The following is a 16,391-nucleotide window of genomic DNA, read 5'->3' as shown; positions in this document are numbered from 1 at the left end:
ACCAAGGGGACATGATGCAAAAAAGTATGATTTCTCAAGTTCAACTTGGACGAGACTACGCGAAAGCGTGGCCGATGCGGAAGGAATTGGCGCCGATATTTGCAGAATATCGTGTAATCAAAGCCACCGAATTAGGCATTTCCATCATGCCCATTCTTGCAATCGTGACTATTTTTACCCAAACCACGGCGTTGGGTATGCAGTATTTACCACAGTCAATCGCGATTGCGTTGTTTTTCTTATCGCTTCCAGTGCAAGGTTTGTTATGGCTGGGTAAACGAGCTGAAACACAACTAACGCCACAATTATCATCTTGGTATCAAGAGCTTTACCAAAAAATGGTTGCTAACGGCTACGATGCGCCTTTCTCAGCCAAAAAGCCACGCTATCAAGAGTTAGCTATGTTACTCAAAGACATGTTTGACAAAATGGACAACGCGTTCACCAAAGAGCAGTTTTAAACTGCTCTTTTGCGAAGTACTGTAATGCAGAATTCCAGCGTTACAGGGATCTTTGCTTGATTATTAATATCTTCTAATTGTTCAGGTCTGAATTTCCAAGCAAAGGGCGTCATTTGAATTAAATTCAACGCGTCTTTTGCAATCAACTCAATGTCACGTCGAATAATATGTTGTTCAACCAGCTCAAATTGAGAAGGGCATTGTGGAAGGTCGTGAAGTCTGACATCGCTATATATCTTGGACTTAAGTTCATATAGATGATTAGGGCCAGGGGACACCTGAATAATCAAACCAGCTTCAGATAACAGTCTGTGTGCTTCTTCAACAAAGAGTGGCGCAAAAACGCTAATAATCCCATCAAAAAGGCAATCATTAAAAGGAGTTTGCTTACAAGATGCGACAGCAAAATGACAGTCTGGATATCGTTTTGCAGCATATCTCACCGCGGCTTTAGAAATATCGGTTCCATACACCTGAGTAAGGTCATCCACTTTGAGCGCTTGTGTATAAAATCCTTCGCCGCAGCCCATGTCGAGTAGAGCGTGAACATTGTATTGCTTTACTTTCTCAACCAATTCCGATTGCAAAAATGAGTAATGTCCAGCCGCGAGAAAAGCACGCCTAGCTTGCACCATCTCAAGATTATCACCGGGTTCTTTAGACTTTTTAAATTGCACAGGCAGTAAGTTAAAATAACCTTCTTTTGCTCGGTCAAATTGATGTCTGTTTTCACAAACCAAAGTGTGATCTTGTGCTGTAAAGTCGCTTGAACAAATAGGGCAGCGGAATAAATTACTCATTTATTCAAATATTCCTTGTCGTAAAAAGTTTTTACCCAGTGCGGGCGATAGGTAATAAGTAAGGTGATAGCCATACCATTGAGCATAGCTTCAGGGAACCACATGATAACACTAAAATAGAGATAGTTATCGCTAAGCGTTTGCCAATCGTAAACACCAGTATAGAAGAAATATAACGATGAACTGATAATTCGGAAGGCGGCAGTCATACCACCTGCGATAAAAGCACCAACGAATATATAAACGAAAAAATGATGAAGTAAAAGACGATAAATTAGTAAATAAAGACCATAACTAAAGAAAACAGGTAAAATCACTGAGAACATCCACGCATTGCCAAAACTATCTATCGTATAGTTTTGTGTCAGCAACGTGATGAGCAGAGCAATTGTTGAGGTTAGCATTGATAACCTGAATCCAAGGACTAAGGTTGCAGCAGTGATCCCCAAAATATGAATATTTAATTCTGGTAAAATTCCGGCTTTTATTTGCCAAAGACAGGCAAGTATGACGGAAATTGCCAGAACGCCAGTTTGACGTTCTGGACGAGCTAAGAGTAGCGTGTACGCTCGTTTTTCGAATGTTAGACAAAACACCAAAAACGCAGTTAAGGCTATCAAGCGTTTACTAACTCCACATCAAATTCAGCCCAGACAGGCGCATGATCTGATGGCTTATCAATGCCTCTAAGCTCGTAGTCAATATCACTCGTTTTGCAAATCGGTATTAAAGAGGATGTCGCGAGAATTACGTCAATACGAAGACCTCGGTTGTCATCAAAACCTTTTGAACGGTAGTCGAACCAAGAATATTTCTCTGTCTGATTCGGTGCTAAATGCCTAAATGTATCTGTTAAGCCCCAATTGAGTAGCGTAGCCAACCATTCTCGTTCCTCTGGTTGGAAAGAACATTTTCCTGTTTTTAACCAACGAACTCGGTTCGGTTCACCAATGCCGATATCTAAATCAACAGGCGAAATATTAATATCGCCCATTACGATGAGGTTTTGGTCGGGAGTATGCAAACTATCTAATTCATTCATTAAATCTGAATAGAACTTGCGCTTTGCCGGATATTTTATTTCGTGAGCGATGTTATCGCCTTGCGGGAAATAGCCATTCATTACCGTAAGGGTTGAACCATCTGCTTGCTTAAATGTGCCAATAATCATTCGTCTTTGAGCGTCATCTTCATCTGTACTGAAGCCTTTCGTAACGGCAACAGGTTTTTGCTTAGAAAGTAGTGCGACGCCGTAATGTGCTTTTTGGCCATGAAAACTGACGTGATACCCAAGCGCTTCAACATCTGCGAGCGGAAAGGCTTCGTCATGTACTTTGATTTCTTGCAATCCAATAATGTCTGGTTGGTGCTTGTCGATAAGTGCTTGCAATTGATGGATACGAGTCTCGTAAGCCATTTATGTTGAAAGAAACAATCTTCATTCGAGCATCCTATTCTTTTTCTAATTTTGGTCAGCCCTAATCTTAACATTTAGACGGTGGAAAAACACGGAAGAGAATGTTAACAGAAACGAATTTGTTAGTTGATATTTAGTGTGAGTTAGCGACTTTGTGAATAGATCATTAAATGTTCAAGTTGAATAATAAATACACTTTACAACAAAGAAGTTGATTATATAATGCGCGCAACTCGTTCATTGGAGGTTTATTATGTTTAAGATGCTCTCAATCGTTACAACAGTAGCTGCAGTTAGTTTTTCTGTAAATGCTCAACAATATGTTGCGGCAAACAATTCTGTTGAAACTCAAGTATGTACTGTAGCGGCAAACGAAGGATTTGAGGCAGCTAGCAAAATCGCACGTCAACACCACATTACTTTGTCAAAGTTCTCGAAGAGCTTGGTGTGTAACGGCGAAGACATTCGTAACCTTGCAAAAGTAGAATTCAATTCAGCGGCGGCTGAACAAAAAGCAGTTAAGTTGGTAGCAAAATCATCAACTCAAGATACGGCTCTTTGTTTAAAAGCGGTTGAGAAAGGCGTAAATAGCTTAGGCTTTAACTCTCGTTCATTGCGTTGCAATAACATGCCAGTTAAAGAATTTGTTAAGCAATATCAGAACGCTGCAATTTAATTTAGATCTCCTGTCACATTAGTGATGCTTTTTAGACCAGCTCAATCATTGAGCTGGTTTTTTTATGCCCCATTAAATAAACGCTGATGGGTTTTCATTGCGTATTCATCTGTCATACCGGATAAATAATCACAAAGTATACGATATTGTTGAGATTCTTCGCCCGCTTTTAACCAATCAAGCTGTGTCGATTTTGGTAATAGTCTGAGTGGGGCACTTTCAAATGCCTGAAATAAGTCGATAAGCAGGTTCTGACCACGAAATTCAATTTGCTGCATTTTGGGATCTCGGATCAGTTGTTCGTAAACAAACGTTTTGAACACGGACAGCATATCTTCATGATGTTCGTCTAATTTAGCGACGTATTTAAGCAACTCATTCTCAAACGCTTCGTGTTGGATCGCTAAATTTGTACTGATAATAAACAGATTAACCAACTCACCAATTAAATCTTTTCTAATAGATTCATCTTCGCTGAAGAGTCGTTTTGATAAACTGGAAAGGTTGTTTTTAAGCCATGGATTATCTAATTGGGTGAGCTTTGGCATTGCATGCTCTTCCCATTGTGCTTGAGTGAGTGTGCCGGTAGCAACGGCATCTTCTAAGTCGTGTACGGCATAGGCGATATCGTCAGCTAATTCCATAATGCTGCAATCAACGGATTTATAGAGCGTCTTACTTTTGTATTCATTGTAAGGTTTATGAGAGGTTAAAAGATCTCTATCACAATTTGATAATGGCTCTAAAATCCATTCAAAAATAGTCTCGTCACAGCCATAGAGTCCTTTTGCAGGTAACCAATGGTGAGCTTGGATGAAACGGTGTTCATCATGGTGATTGGGTCTACTGTGCCAAAGAGTATCGATGAGTTGAGGATACTTAATAAATCCGAGTAAGGTACGTCGCGTTAGATTCATTCCATAGCCATTGCTATAAGGTTCGAGTTTTGCGACGATTCTTAATGTTTGAGCGTTTCCTTCAAAGCCACCAAAATCAGCCATTAAGTAGTTGAGAGCTGTTTCTCCGCCGTGACCGAAAGGAGGATGTCCAATATCATGAGCTAAACACAGTGTTTCAATCAAGCTCGTAGAAACAAGCTGGCGATACTCAGGATGTCTAATTCTCAGGTGCCGTAAAATCCCACTCCCAATTTGAGCCACTTCTAAAGAATGAGTAAGGCGAGTGCGGTAGAAATCATTCACACCAATGCTCATTATTTGAGTCTTTGATTGTAAACGTCGGAATGCAGCTGCATGAATGATGCGAGACCGGTCAACTTGCCAAGGTGAGCGGTTGTCATTGGGTCGGTTTTTTATCTGTTGGTGACGTCTAGATTGCCAACGTTCTGTCATTATGTCATCCAAGTTTTATTTATATAAATCAATGTAAACAGGGGGCGTGTTTTCTGTCAATCTATGAGTACGTAGATTCGCCTTCGTTGCTTAATTTTAGTATAATCTCGCTTCGTTTGACCTTAATCAGTACAGCAAATCAGGAACTGATTTATTTTGAGGAAATGAATGCGAACCGTTTTATTGCGATTAGTTTTTATACTCGTCAGTGCTTGGGGACTTTTGTATCCATTCTTATCTACGCCTCCAGAGCATGAAACCGAAATCACCGAGGTTGATGAAAAGCCTGTTCAGCCGCCAAAGGTTGAAGAAAAGCCGCTTCACAACGTGAAGCTACCTGATTTTGGTGAGATTCAGGATGTGGCTCTTAAGAAAAAAGCTTTCTTTGACTTTATTAAGCCGCATGTGATTGCCGAGAATAAAAAAATCTTAGAAGAGCGCGCTACGCTCGAAATAGCACTCATGATGGTGCAGTTTGAAGAGCCACTTACTAAAGCGCAAAAAAAGAAAATTGCCAAAATTTTCGAAAAGTACAAACTTGTTGCGGATTCAAATTTTAGCCAAGAGCGATTACAAGCCGCATTAAAAAGAGTCGATGTGATCCCAAGAGAGCTCGCTCTCATGCAAGCTGCAAATGAAAGCGCTTGGGGTACTTCTCGTTTTGCTCGAATTGGACTGAATTTCTTCGGTCAGTGGTGCTACAAGAAAGGTTGTGGCATGGTGCCACAGCATCGGGATGACGAAGCTGCGCATGAAGTCGCTGCCTTCAAGTCTGTGCAAGAAGCGGTTGGTTCATATTTTAGAAATATCAACACGAATCGAGCTTATCGTGAATTACGTGAATTACGTGCTCAAATGAGAGCTGAAAAAAGGACTATTGACGCCACAGAGCTTGCTCGTGGACTTCATTCCTATTCAGAACGTGGTTCGGACTATATTGATGAGCTAAGTGACATGATACGACATAACCAGGTGTATTTTGATGAAAAGTAGCATTATCGGGCTCTCACTTATGGTGTTAGCACCAATAGCAAACGCCTCTGAGTTTGTTGTTTCTTATGACGGGTTCTATGACCGATTAAAAGTCATGGACAAAGGACAGTATGAATATGCGCAAATCAATTTTTATTTGGTCGATAGCGTGACGCTTAAGCCCTGTGAAATTAGAAGCGGTAAATTAATAACTGAGAACAACAGTTTACCTTTGTCGTATACCGAAAATGCTCAGCTTTTATTACCGCTGGATAAACAACTTGATGCTGATAAAGCTGTCATTGTTGTTGAACCGCAAAATCCTGCGCATGAATGTCAATTAAAAATGCAGATGGAGGCACCCTCAATTAAGTTAAAGCAACTTAATACTGCAGTCGTAAAGCAAGTGAATGATGAATTCGATGATTTGCTAACTAATTTATCTGGCTTTTTCATCGGTAAACTATTGTCCTTTTTATTGCCTAGTCAAAAAGGTATACAAATAGAGTTTGAAGATGAAGTCGATATTCCAGGTGCTTTGTGCGAAAGCAAAACCTGCAAAATATCAATGGAAAATAATTTTGATTTAAACGCTTTGAAAAACGCTGAGGTAGAAATTAAAAATATAGTTCCATGGATTGCGAATTAACAAATAGTTACCGTATGTGTAGCTAACCAAATGGATTAAAGAAAAAAAGGAGCCTCGGCTCCTTTTTTTACGCAAGTTCAATAGTTTGTATTTGAACCGCTGAATCTTCATCGTCTTCGTGAGTTAGCGGCAACGATTTGAAGTCTGGTTTATCGAGGGCAATGTCACCACCATCAATAACATTCGCTTTATCGAGTTGTTTAAAACCGAAGAGTTCTGTATCCGCTAGGTGTGAAGGCACAACATTTTGCATTGCAGTGAAAATACTTTCTACTCGACCTGGGTGGGATTTATTCCAATCTTGAAGCATCTGCTTTACATGTTTACGTTGCAGATTTTCCTGTGAGCCACAAAGATTACACGGGATAATCGGGAAACCTTGGCTAAACGCGTATTTCTCGATATCCGCTTCTTTCACATAGGCGAGAGGGCGAATAACCATATGTTCGCCATCGTCACTCATTAGTTTTGGTGGCATACCTTTAAGTTTGCCACCATAAAACATATTCAAAAACATTGTTTCGATAATATCATCACGATGATGGCCAAGCGCAATTTTAGTTGCGCCCATTTCTTTTGCAGTACGGTAAAGAATACCACGACGAAGGCGTGAGCAAAGTGAACAGGTCGTTTTACCTTCGGGCACTTTTTCTTTTACGATACTGTAAGTATCTTCTTCAACGATTTTGTATTCTATTCCTAACGTATCAAGATATTCAGGAAGAATGTGCTCGGGAAATCCAGGTTGCTTTTGATCTAAGTTAACTGCAAACAATTCAAAGCGGATAGGCGCAACACGTTGCAAATGCTGGAGTGTATCAAGCAATGTATAGCTATCTTTACCGCCAGACAAACATACCATAACGCGGTCGCCGTCTTCGATCATGTTAAAGTCGCCAACGGCAAGGCCTGCTAAACGGCGAATTCGTTTCTGTAACTTGTTTAGATTATAGGCTGCTTTAGCTTCTTTTGAGTGCGACATGCGCCCCCCTTAAATCAACTGCAAAAAAGAGGGCGCAATTATACCCAAATGGGTGGGAAATGCGATAGACAAGGCGCTTGCAACGTCGAAAATATCGTTTATCGTCGCGTGTTATCCTTGTAATGGACTCTTGTAACCGTCCGGTTTTAATGCCAATACATCACAGTCTAAGTTATCGATAACATGTTCAGCCGTGTTGCCAATTAATGCGGCACTCAAACCAGTTCTGCCAACAGAGCCGATAACGACTAGTTCGGTATTATGCATTTTTGAAACTGCAGGTATAACGTCTTCAGGAAGACCTTCTTTAACAAGGCAGTCTTCTTTCGTTAATCCATATTTTTCAGCTAACTCATAGGTTGAATTTTCGTGATGCTTTTTGACTGCTTCTGTGTATTGAGAAGGGTTAAATTCTGGAATTTCGATAGCAATATTCACAGGCGTTGCAGGGTATGCATTAACTAGGTGAATTTTTGCGTTTGCCAATTTAGAGATAAATTGCGCGTCTTTGATAATGCGATCGTTTAATTCAATATGTAAATCGTCATCTGACACAGCATTTACTGCAGCAAGAATGCGCCCATTCTCTGGCCATTGTTTTTCTTTAACAAGTAAAACTGGCGCAGGGCATTTACGAATTAAATGCCAGTCGGTTGGAGTAAAAATAACGGATTTGAATGTGTCATGCTGGTGCGTGCCTTTTACTACGAGGTCGTAGCCTTCTTCGAGAACGGCATTGATAATCGACTCGAAAGGGCGGTTATGCCATTCAACGCGGCTAGAGATCGGTGCATCGTACTCAGACAGTAACTCATGGATCCAAGCATTTCTATCATTGATCACTGCATCTCTCATGGCTTCGCGTTCTTCTCGAGATAGCATTGTTGTCATCTCATAGGAGAAATCATAAATTGATAAGAAAGCGGTGATTTCAGCTCCTGTTTTTTGAGCTAATGCGACAGCTCTATCGAGACTATGTTGGTGGTCTTTTGTGGGGTCGATAACTGCGAGAATATTTTTGATGCTTTCCATTTCGATGTCCTTTAAACATTAGGCATTTAGTATCAGTGTACATCAAATAGCCTAATGTTAAAGGAAAAGCAACCAAATGGTTGCCCTAGATCAAATTGATATTCCAGCAGTTTTTGCAAGTTCAGGAATATCAAGGATAGTAATGAATTTACCTTCCACCTTGATAAGGTCTGCTTTTTGGAAACGGCTTAGGAGTCGACTGATCGTTTCAACGGTTAGACCTAAATAGTTACCGATTTCACCACGCGTCATCGTAAATCTAAATTCTTTGCGTGAGAAACCGCGGTCGCCGAAACGGTTTGAAAGGTTATAGATGAATGTAGCGAGTCTTTCCTCTGCTGTTTTCTTGTTAAGAAGTAACAGCATCTCTTGGTCATAGTTAATTTCACTGCTCATCAAACGCATGATCTGCTGACGAAGTTTAGGCAATTTTCCAGCGAGTTCATCTAATGTATCAAACGGAATTTCGCAGACCATAGATGTTTCAAGTGCTTGGGCGAAACTTTGGTGCTGCATTTTGTTGATGGCGTCAAAGCCAACAAGGTCGCCCGCTAAATGGAAACCAGTGATTTGCTCGTCGCCTTGTTCGGAAATGGTAAAAGATTTAAAACTACCAGAACGGACGGCATAAATTGCGTTAAGTTCGGCACCTGATTCAAACAAAAAGTCACCTTTGTGAAGCGGTTTTTTTCGCTCAATGATTTCGTCTAGGCGATCCATTTCTTGGCCATTTAAACTAAATGGCAGGCATAGCTGGCTAATACTGCAGTTGTTACAACTTATGGTGCAGTTAGATCTTGCACGATTGGGGTTATTTAAATCCATAATAATTCCATTAAAACTGACGCCTTTCACCTGCTAGATTAATGTACTAACTTATTGCTTGCAATGATAAGTAGATAAATACCATACCAAATAAACAAATTTCCCAGCAAAATACGCACAATTTGATGATTAATGAATGAACTCACTTTGGTTGAAATTTGGCTCGTCAAAAGTAATGCAGGAAAGGTACCTAAGGCAAACGCGAACATGATTAGCAAACCTTGCAGAGGCGATTCTGCCGATAAAGTCCAAGTCAGCGCAGAATACACGAGTCTCACACGGTAACCATCCCCAAAGTGCACCATAGGCAAGTGCCTTTGGGTAGCTATCAATTGGTAGTAGATGTCGATTAATTTTGACGAGATGCTGCCATATTACGGTTTTACCTGCTTTTTCTATCCACTGTAACGACGCAGACGATACGCATTATATAGAGGCCTAGAAGTATAATAAATAATGCGCTGACCATTGATAATGATAGGGCAAACGTGGTGTTTTGCTTCGCAAATTGAATGCCAAGCGACGCTACCAGTAGCCCAGCAACGCCATAACTGGTCAGTCTTCCCAAGTTATAGCAAAGTGCAATGACAAACGGTCTTTCATGTTTTGAAGCTAGTTGCAGGCTTGATGCCACTCCCCCGCACATAACGAGGCAATGTCCACTACCAAACAACCCCATTAAAAAAGCCGCAAAAAGATTAATCTCGTTCATTGGCCTTTTTATGTTGCTCTTTGTCATCATCGAACAAGATGCTGTGACCTTGTTTTTCTAAATCGGAAAACTGCTCGTCGCGAACAGCCCAAAAGAATATCCCAATGGCAATTAGCACAAAAAGAATTGCAATTGGTATTAAAACGTAAATTATGCTCATAGTTTAAGTAACCTTAAAGAGTTACATATAACGATAATCGAACTTGCAGACATACCGATAACGGCTTGCCATGGTTCAACCATCCCTAAAGCCGCGAGTGGCAGAATGGAGCCATTATAAATCAGTGACAGAGCAAGATTTTGGCGAACAATTTGTTTCGTTTTTTTAGCTACCGTTATTAAAGCTGGTATCGCGACTAAGTCACTGCGTAACAGTACTACATCGGCTGCATTTTTTGAAATATCTGCGCCTGTTTCCATTGCGAGGGATAAGTGTGCCGAGTTGAATACCGGACTGTCATTTATTCCATCGCCGACCATTGCAACGACTTCACCTTTGGATGCCCAATCATCGACATAGGACTGTTTGTCTTTGGGTGTACAAGCGCTTTGGACTGAATCCATTTTTAGTTGAGTTGCAAGCAACCGGCCTGAATTAGATGAGTCGCCAGTGAGCATGTGAGACGTTACACCCTGTGACTTTAATTGCGCAATAACTTGGTTTGCACTATTTCTAACTTTGTCACTTAGTTTAAATTCACAAACTGGCTTGGAGTCGATAAATAAAACGGCTTGGGCTTCACTTTCGTAATTCTCAAACCAAGATGGTTTACCTATGGCAATATTTAGGTTTTGAATAACGCCCTGAATTCCGTAACCTGAGCGAACTTCAACTTTGTCTAAGGCTCGACTGTTTGGAAAATAGTCTTCAAACGCTTTAGCGATAGGGTGCTCAGAAAAATGTTCCAATTGTCCTGCAAACTTTAAGCAAGTCTCTTTGTCGTATGAATCACTCAGTGTCACAACGTCGGTGATTGTAAATCGACCTTCTGTCAGAGTCCCTGTTTTATCAAAAGCGAAACGGGTAACTTTAGGAAGCGTTTCTAACACGTGTGCTTCTTTTATTAAAATGCCCTTTTTTGTTAGATTGGCGACGGCACAAGTCAAGGCTGTGGGAATAGCTAAACTCAGTGCACAAGGACAAGTTGCAACAAGTACAGAGATAGTTATCCAAAAGGCTTTATCTGGAGAAATAGGGTACCATCCAATCGCAGTAGCAGTTGCGAAGAGCAGCAGACTGGCAACAAACCACTGTGCAACTTTGTCGGTCACTTCAACGAGTTTTGGCCTTTTGGTCAGGGCGCTATGTTGTAAGCGAATGATTTGATTTATTAAAGTGTTTTGACCAAGTTGATTTATCTCAATGGTAATTACGCCATCGTGATTATTTGTACCTGCAAAGACCTGGTTGCCTACTATTTTAGAAACCGGCAGGTGCTCGCCAGTCATCATCGATTCATCTACGGAGGTTTTGCCTTCGATAACAAGCCCATCTGCTGGTATTGTTTCACCTGCTTTAACAAGGATTCTATCACCGAGTGCTAATTGTTTAGCTGCAATAATCAACTCTTCGCCTGACTCGAGTAACTTTCTTGCCGTCAAAGGAAGTAGCTTGTGCAAATTGGCAGTAAACTCACTCGCTTTTAATCTAGCTCTAAATTCAAGATATTTGCCAAGTAACAATAAGAAAGTAAACATGCAGATAGATTCGAAGTAAACTTCACCCGTATGCATGATTGTCGCGTAACTACTTGCTACATAGGCACCAAAGATTGCCATTGAAACAGGCAAATCCATATTGAGCTGTTTGGCTTTGAGTCCTTTTATCGCATTGGATAAAAAAGGTAAGGCTGAATACAGGATCACAGGCGTCGCAAGGACAAAGCTAATCCACCGGAAATATTCTTCGAAATTCTCATCCATACCAGAGAACATGCCAAAGTACATGGCAAAGGCAAACATCATGACTTGCATTGTCATAATGCCAGCAACGCCGAGTCGTCGGACATATGCTTTTGCTACCGCTTGTTTTTGACTTGCTTCTTCATCTGCTTGAAATGGGTAGGTCTTGTAACCAATGCTGTGTAGACTCGCTATCATTTCACTGAGTTTGATGAGCGAAGGATCCCATAAGATCATCGCGCGGTGCGTTGATGTATTTACGTCCACTCGCGCGACGCCGTTGAGTGCTAAAAGTTGCTTTTCAATAAGCCATGCACACGCGGCGCAACTAATGCCTTCTACACTCAACAACACTTCATTCAGGCTTCCCTGATGCGAAATAAAATCTTCCTGAATAGCATCATTATCATAGCTTTCGATTATCTTAAGTTGATCAGGGACTAAGCTTTCGACTTTGCCAGCTTTAACTGTTCGAAACTTATAATAGTCGCTCATTCCTTCAGCAATAATATGCTCAGCGACGGCCTGACAGCCTATACAACAGACAGGGTGTTGTTCGTGTTCATAGGTAACCTGTCCATCAAATCCACTTGGTATGGGTTCCAAACAGTGGAAACAGCTTTGCGACATGGTTAACCTACTTATTTATAATCAGGGCTGATAGAGATAGTTTGTTTTGTCGGTAACTCTAGATTTTCTTTTAATTTCCAGCTGCCATCCATCGGTTCTAGGAAAATGGTATATGCACCGGGTTCGTAGTGTTCCACAGTTGCAGTGAAATGGCCGTCTGCGTTTTGCAACAAGGTGACGTTGAAGTCGTGTTTCTTAATAGTGCGATGATAAAATGAAGCTTTTAGAGCGGTTACTTGGCTATGATCACCTTTCGTAAAATCGAATGCAATTCGATGTTCAGCAACATCAAGATCCCCGTGTAGATATAAGGCTTTGGCTTTATCGAACTTAGTTAATTCTAGGTTGATAGCTTTACCTTTTTTATAGTAATCATCAACAACTAAATCTGGACCATTTCCAACGGCGACAAACACGAGCAACACACATGCGACGATGCTCACAAGTGGGAAAAACATTAAAAACCAAGGCCAGAAATTTTTATACCACGGAGTAGGGTTCATAGTGACTCAACAACTAAAAATTGGTGCAAGCATTCTATCTTAAATCCTTATAAAAACCCAAAAAAAAGCCTCCAATCGGAGGCTTTTTTGATCTTAATTAACTTACGTTATTAGTGCTTTTCGTTATGCGATAAGCTGTAAACGTATGCAGCTAATAGGTGAACTTTTTCTTCACCTAAAATGTCTTTCCATGCTGGCATTACACCTTGACGACCATGGTTAAGCGTTTCTTCAACTGCACGTTGAGAACCACCGTATAACCAAATGTTGTCCGTTAGGTTTGGTGCACCAAATGGTAGGTTATGTGCTACAGAACCTTTACCATCCATACCGTGACACGCAGCACACATTGCAAAGCGAGCTTGACCAGCGTCAGCATCTTTTTGGTTTACTTTACGACCAGAAAGGCTAAGAACGAAAGCGGTAACTTCTTTAACACCTTGCTCACCTAACGCATCTTTCCAAGCTGGCATAGCTGCTTTACGGCCGTGAAGGATAGTTTCTTTAATCTTGTCAGGTGTACCACCGTATAACCAGTCGTTATCTGAAAGATTAGGGAAACCAACACCACCACGCGCATCAGAGCCGTGACACTGGGCACAGTTTTGTGAGAATAGACGTTGACCAATTTCTAGTGCTTTTTCATCTTTAACCAATACTTCAATATCTTGAGCTGCATATTGTTTAAAGATTGGGCCGAAACGCTCTTCTGCCGCACGAACTTCTTGGTCAAGTTGTACACGCTCACCGTTTGCCTTTGCATCAATCACCGCCTGCTTAGATTCAGCCATTGATGTGATACCTTGGTTTGAGCTTGTCCATTTGAATAGACCTTCCCAGTTACCTAGGCCCGGGTACGCTGCAAGATAGAATACAGACCAAACAAACGTAGCGAAGAACATGATTGTCCACCACTTAGGTAGCGGGTTGTTCAGTTCTTCAATACCGTCGTACTCATGTCCACAACTTGCGCCTTCTTCTACACCTGCGTAATTCTTCAGGTTCCAAATTAGCAAGCCGAAGATGATAGCAAGACACGATAAGGTCAATACGATGACCCAAATACTCCAAAAGCTAGTCATTTTTCAGACTCCTTTTCCTCTTTAGAGATCGTTTCATTGTGCGTTTTCTCGTCTTCAAATATTGCGTTTGCAGCATTATCAAAACGATTTTTAGTGCGTTTGCTATAAGCCCACACAACAATAACGATAAACAGTACCAAAATTACCAGAGTTAAAATGCCTCTGTATGTTCCGTAATCCATAATAAATTACTTCAAGTGTGTACCAAGCTGTTGCAGATACGCGATTAGAGCTTGAATTTCTGTTTTGCCCTTAACTGCCGCTTCTGCGCCTTTGATGTCTTCATCAGTGTATGGAACACCAAACCCTTTAAAGACTTCCATTTTCTTGGCGGTCAACTTGCCGTCTAGTACGTTTTTGTCTAACCAAGGATAGCCAGGCATGTTTGACTCTGGAACTACTGAACGCGGATCCATTAGGTGAGCATAATGCCAATCGTCTGAATAACGATGACCAACACGTGCCAAATCAGGACCAGTACGTTTTGAACCCCATTGGAATGGGTGATCCCATACTGATTCACCCGCAACAGAGTAGTGGCCGTAGCGCTCAACTTCATCACGGAAAGGACGGATCATTTGAGAGTGACAGCCGTAACAGCCTTCTCGTACGAAAATGTCGCGACCTTCAAGCTCAAGTGCAGTTAACGGACGGAGTCCTTCTACAGGTTGAGTTGTGTCTTTTTGGAACATAAGTGGTGTGATTTCTACCAATGCACCGAAACTGATTGCGAACACCGTTAGGATAGCCATAAGGCCAACGTTCTTTTCTACAATTTCATGTTTATTGGTTGAGTTATTATTTGCCATGTTCTACACCTCTTAAGCCAATTGTGCTTTAGCGTCGTCAGCTAGTGAGCCGCTTTTTGCTGTAACTGTACGGAAAGTGTTGTAAGCCATTACAAGCATACCTGTAACGATGAACACACCACCAAGGAAACGCATGATGTAGAAAGGCTTAGATGCTTCAAGTGCTTGTACAAAGCTGTACATTAGCGTGCCGTCAGCGTTTACTGCGCGCCACATTAGACCTTGCATAACACCAGAGATCCACATTGCAACGATGTAAAGAACTACACCAACAGTGTGTAACCAGAAGTGTGTGTTAACAAGACGCACGCTGTACATACCTGAGTGACCAAATAGAGCAGGGATTAGGTGGTAGATAGCACCGATCGAAATCATAGCAACCCAACCTAGCGCACCTGAGTGTACGTGACCAACAGTCCAGTCTGTGTAGTGAGAAAGCGCATTAACTGACTTAATAGCCATCATTGGGCCTTCAAACGTCGACATACCGTAGAATGAAAGAGAAACAACTAGGAAACGTAGTACTGGGTCAGTACGTAGTTTGTGCCATGCGCCAGAAAGCGTCATGATACCGTTGATCATACCACCCCAAGACGGAACGAATAGGATCACTGACATAACCATACCTAGTGACTGAGTCCAGTCTGGTAGAGCTGTGTAGTGAAGGTGGTGAGGACCTGCCCAAATATATAGAGAAACAAGAGTCCAGAAGTGAACAACAGATAGACGGTAAGAGTAAACCGGACGACCAGCTTGTTTCGGTACGAAGTAGTACATCATACCTAAGAAGCCTGCAGTAAGTAGGAAACCTACCGCGTTGTGACCGTACCACCACTGTACCATCGCATCTACAGCACCTGCGTAGATTGAGTATGATTTAGTTAGTGAAACAGGGATTGCCATGCTGTTTACGATATGAAGAATTGCAACCGTAATGATGAAACCCGCGTAGAACCAGTTAGCAACATAGATGTGCGATACTTTACGCTTGATAAGCGTACCGAAGAACACAACTGCATAACTTACCCAAACAATCGCGATAGCGATGTCGATAGGCCACTCAAGCTCAGCGTATTCTTTTGACGATGTAATACCAAGAGGTAATGTAATTGCCGCAGATACGATAATTGCTTGCCAACCCCAAAAGGTGAATGCTGCAAGTTTGTCTGAGAAAAGACGCGTTTGACATGTACGCTGTACAACGTAGTAAGACGTTGCAAATAGTGCACTTGTACCAAATGCGAAAATAACTGCGTTCGTGTGTAACGGACGTAGTCTAGAGTAAGTTAACCATGGAGTGTCGAAGTTTAACCAAGGCCAAGCAAGCTGGGCCGCGATAAACACACCTACACCCATGCCAACGATGCCCCAAATCACTGTCATGATAGCGAATTGGCGTACAACTTTATAATTGTACTCAGTTTGTGATGCTACTGTTTGGCTCATTTTCTGGATTCCGCTGCAATTTATGCGTTTAGAAATGAATTACCTGTAAAACAGGCCCTGTTATATTTTCAACGATTCCGTTACTTGTCATTTTCAAGTACTACATTTAAGTACTTGAAAAGTACAAAAAACGAACTCGAG

The 16,391-nt window shown here is 41.4% G+C and carries 17 protein-coding genes and 2 pseudogenes; 4 read left to right on the top strand and 15 right to left on the bottom strand.

Features of this window, described 5'->3' with window-relative positions; genetic code table 11:
- Positions 1-14 precede the first annotated feature (14 nt).
- Entirely contained in the window at positions 15-461 is a 447-nt protein-coding gene (gene yfbV / locus J5O05_RS02045; protein WP_208844448.1) for a terminus macrodomain insulation protein YfbV, read from the top strand.
- On the opposite strand, the gene rlmA is transcribed toward yfbV, so the two are convergent.
- The 3 genes and pseudogenes from rlmA to xthA all read right to left on the bottom strand — a co-directional run bounded on the left by rlmA (position 458) and on the right by xthA (position 2,703).
- Positions 458-1,261, bottom strand: coding sequence for a 23S rRNA (guanine(745)-N(1))-methyltransferase (rlmA, locus tag J5O05_RS02040; RefSeq protein ID WP_208843385.1), 804 nt, complete (start codon positions 1,259-1,261; stop codon positions 458-460). The genes yfbV and rlmA overlap by 4 nt on opposite strands.
- Entirely contained in the window at positions 1,258-1,881 is a 624-nt protein-coding gene (locus J5O05_RS02035; RefSeq protein ID WP_244369739.1) for an energy-coupling factor ABC transporter permease, read from the bottom strand. Before J5O05_RS02035 ends, rlmA begins: the two co-directional genes overlap by 4 nt.
- A pseudogene (xthA, locus tag J5O05_RS02030) lies at positions 1,878-2,703 on the bottom strand (exodeoxyribonuclease III). The gene J5O05_RS02035 and the pseudogene xthA overlap by 4 nt, the downstream one beginning before the upstream one ends.
- Positions 2,704-2,931: 228 nt before the next feature.
- Between xthA and J5O05_RS02025 the strand changes: the two are divergent.
- Complete coding sequence (locus tag J5O05_RS02025) at positions 2,932-3,354, top strand: exonuclease III (RefSeq protein WP_208843384.1); 423 nt, start codon at positions 2,932-2,934, stop codon at positions 3,352-3,354.
- A 62-nt stretch (positions 3,355-3,416) separates the two neighbouring features.
- Here J5O05_RS02025 and J5O05_RS02020 read toward each other — a convergent pair whose 3' ends face one another.
- On the bottom strand, positions 3,417-4,706 hold the full coding sequence (locus tag J5O05_RS02020) for an anti-phage deoxyguanosine triphosphatase (RefSeq protein WP_208843383.1): 1,290 nt from the start codon (positions 4,704-4,706) through the stop codon (positions 3,417-3,419).
- Positions 4,707-4,874: 168 nt separating this feature from the next.
- Here J5O05_RS02020 and J5O05_RS02015 point away from each other — a divergent pair, with 168 nt between their 5' ends.
- Together J5O05_RS02015 and J5O05_RS02010 are read left to right on the top strand one after the other, a co-directional pair.
- Positions 4,875-5,699: a glucosaminidase domain-containing protein gene (locus J5O05_RS02015; protein ID WP_208843382.1), complete on the top strand. Its 825-nt coding sequence runs from the start codon at positions 4,875-4,877 to the stop codon at positions 5,697-5,699.
- Positions 5,689-6,327: a DUF2987 domain-containing protein gene (locus J5O05_RS02010; RefSeq protein ID WP_208843381.1), complete on the top strand. Its 639-nt coding sequence runs from the start codon at positions 5,689-5,691 to the stop codon at positions 6,325-6,327. The genes J5O05_RS02015 and J5O05_RS02010 overlap by 11 nt, the downstream gene beginning before the upstream one ends.
- A gap of 67 nt (positions 6,328-6,394) precedes the next feature.
- Here J5O05_RS02010 and ttcA read toward each other — a convergent pair whose 3' ends face one another.
- From ttcA to ccoN, 11 genes and pseudogenes are all read right to left on the bottom strand, one after another.
- Positions 6,395-7,309: a tRNA 2-thiocytidine(32) synthetase TtcA gene (ttcA, locus tag J5O05_RS02005; RefSeq protein ID WP_208843380.1), complete on the bottom strand. Its 915-nt coding sequence runs from the start codon at positions 7,307-7,309 to the stop codon at positions 6,395-6,397.
- A gap of 111 nt (positions 7,310-7,420) precedes the next feature.
- The gene (uspE, locus tag J5O05_RS02000) at positions 7,421-8,341 is read right to left on the bottom strand and encodes a universal stress protein UspE (protein ID WP_208843379.1); all 921 of its coding nucleotides are present in this window, start codon (positions 8,339-8,341) and stop codon (positions 7,421-7,423) included.
- 90 nt (positions 8,342-8,431) lie between these two features.
- Entirely contained in the window at positions 8,432-9,166 is a 735-nt protein-coding gene (locus tag J5O05_RS01995; protein ID WP_208843378.1) for an FNR family transcription factor, read from the bottom strand.
- 38 nt (positions 9,167-9,204) lie between these two features.
- Positions 9,205-9,878, bottom strand: a pseudogene (locus tag J5O05_RS01990) (sulfite exporter TauE/SafE family protein).
- On the bottom strand, positions 9,865-10,038 hold the full coding sequence (gene ccoS, locus J5O05_RS01985; protein ID WP_208843377.1) for a cbb3-type cytochrome oxidase assembly protein CcoS: 174 nt from the start codon (positions 10,036-10,038) through the stop codon (positions 9,865-9,867). The pseudogene J5O05_RS01990 and the gene ccoS overlap by 14 nt, the downstream one beginning before the upstream one ends.
- The gene (locus tag J5O05_RS01980) at positions 10,035-12,410 is read right to left on the bottom strand and encodes a heavy metal translocating P-type ATPase (RefSeq protein ID WP_208843376.1); all 2,376 of its coding nucleotides are present in this window, start codon (positions 12,408-12,410) and stop codon (positions 10,035-10,037) included. The genes ccoS and J5O05_RS01980 overlap by 4 nt, the downstream gene beginning before the upstream one ends.
- A gap of 11 nt (positions 12,411-12,421) precedes the next feature.
- Entirely contained in the window at positions 12,422-12,913 is a 492-nt protein-coding gene (locus J5O05_RS01975) for a FixH family protein (protein WP_208843375.1), read from the bottom strand.
- A gap of 110 nt (positions 12,914-13,023) precedes the next feature.
- Entirely contained in the window at positions 13,024-13,995 is a 972-nt protein-coding gene (ccoP, locus tag J5O05_RS01970; RefSeq protein WP_208843374.1) for a cytochrome-c oxidase, cbb3-type subunit III, read from the bottom strand.
- Positions 13,992-14,177: a cbb3-type cytochrome oxidase subunit 3 gene (locus J5O05_RS01965; protein WP_208843373.1), complete on the bottom strand. Its 186-nt coding sequence runs from the start codon at positions 14,175-14,177 to the stop codon at positions 13,992-13,994. Before J5O05_RS01965 ends, ccoP begins: the two co-directional genes overlap by 4 nt.
- 6 nt (positions 14,178-14,183) lie before the next feature.
- Positions 14,184-14,804: a cytochrome-c oxidase, cbb3-type subunit II gene (gene ccoO, locus J5O05_RS01960; protein ID WP_208843372.1), complete on the bottom strand. Its 621-nt coding sequence runs from the start codon at positions 14,802-14,804 to the stop codon at positions 14,184-14,186.
- A gap of 12 nt (positions 14,805-14,816) precedes the next feature.
- On the bottom strand, positions 14,817-16,250 hold the full coding sequence (gene ccoN, locus J5O05_RS01955; protein WP_208843371.1) for a cytochrome-c oxidase, cbb3-type subunit I: 1,434 nt from the start codon (positions 16,248-16,250) through the stop codon (positions 14,817-14,819).
- Positions 16,251-16,391 lie beyond the last annotated feature (141 nt).

It is taken from the genome of Pseudoalteromonas xiamenensis (genome assembly GCF_017638925.1).
In the GTDB taxonomy this organism is placed as follows: domain Bacteria; phylum Pseudomonadota; class Gammaproteobacteria; order Enterobacterales; family Alteromonadaceae; genus Pseudoalteromonas; species Pseudoalteromonas xiamenensis.
Note: the sequence above shows the minus strand (reverse complement) of the source record. Positions and strands in the feature narration are given on the sequence as shown.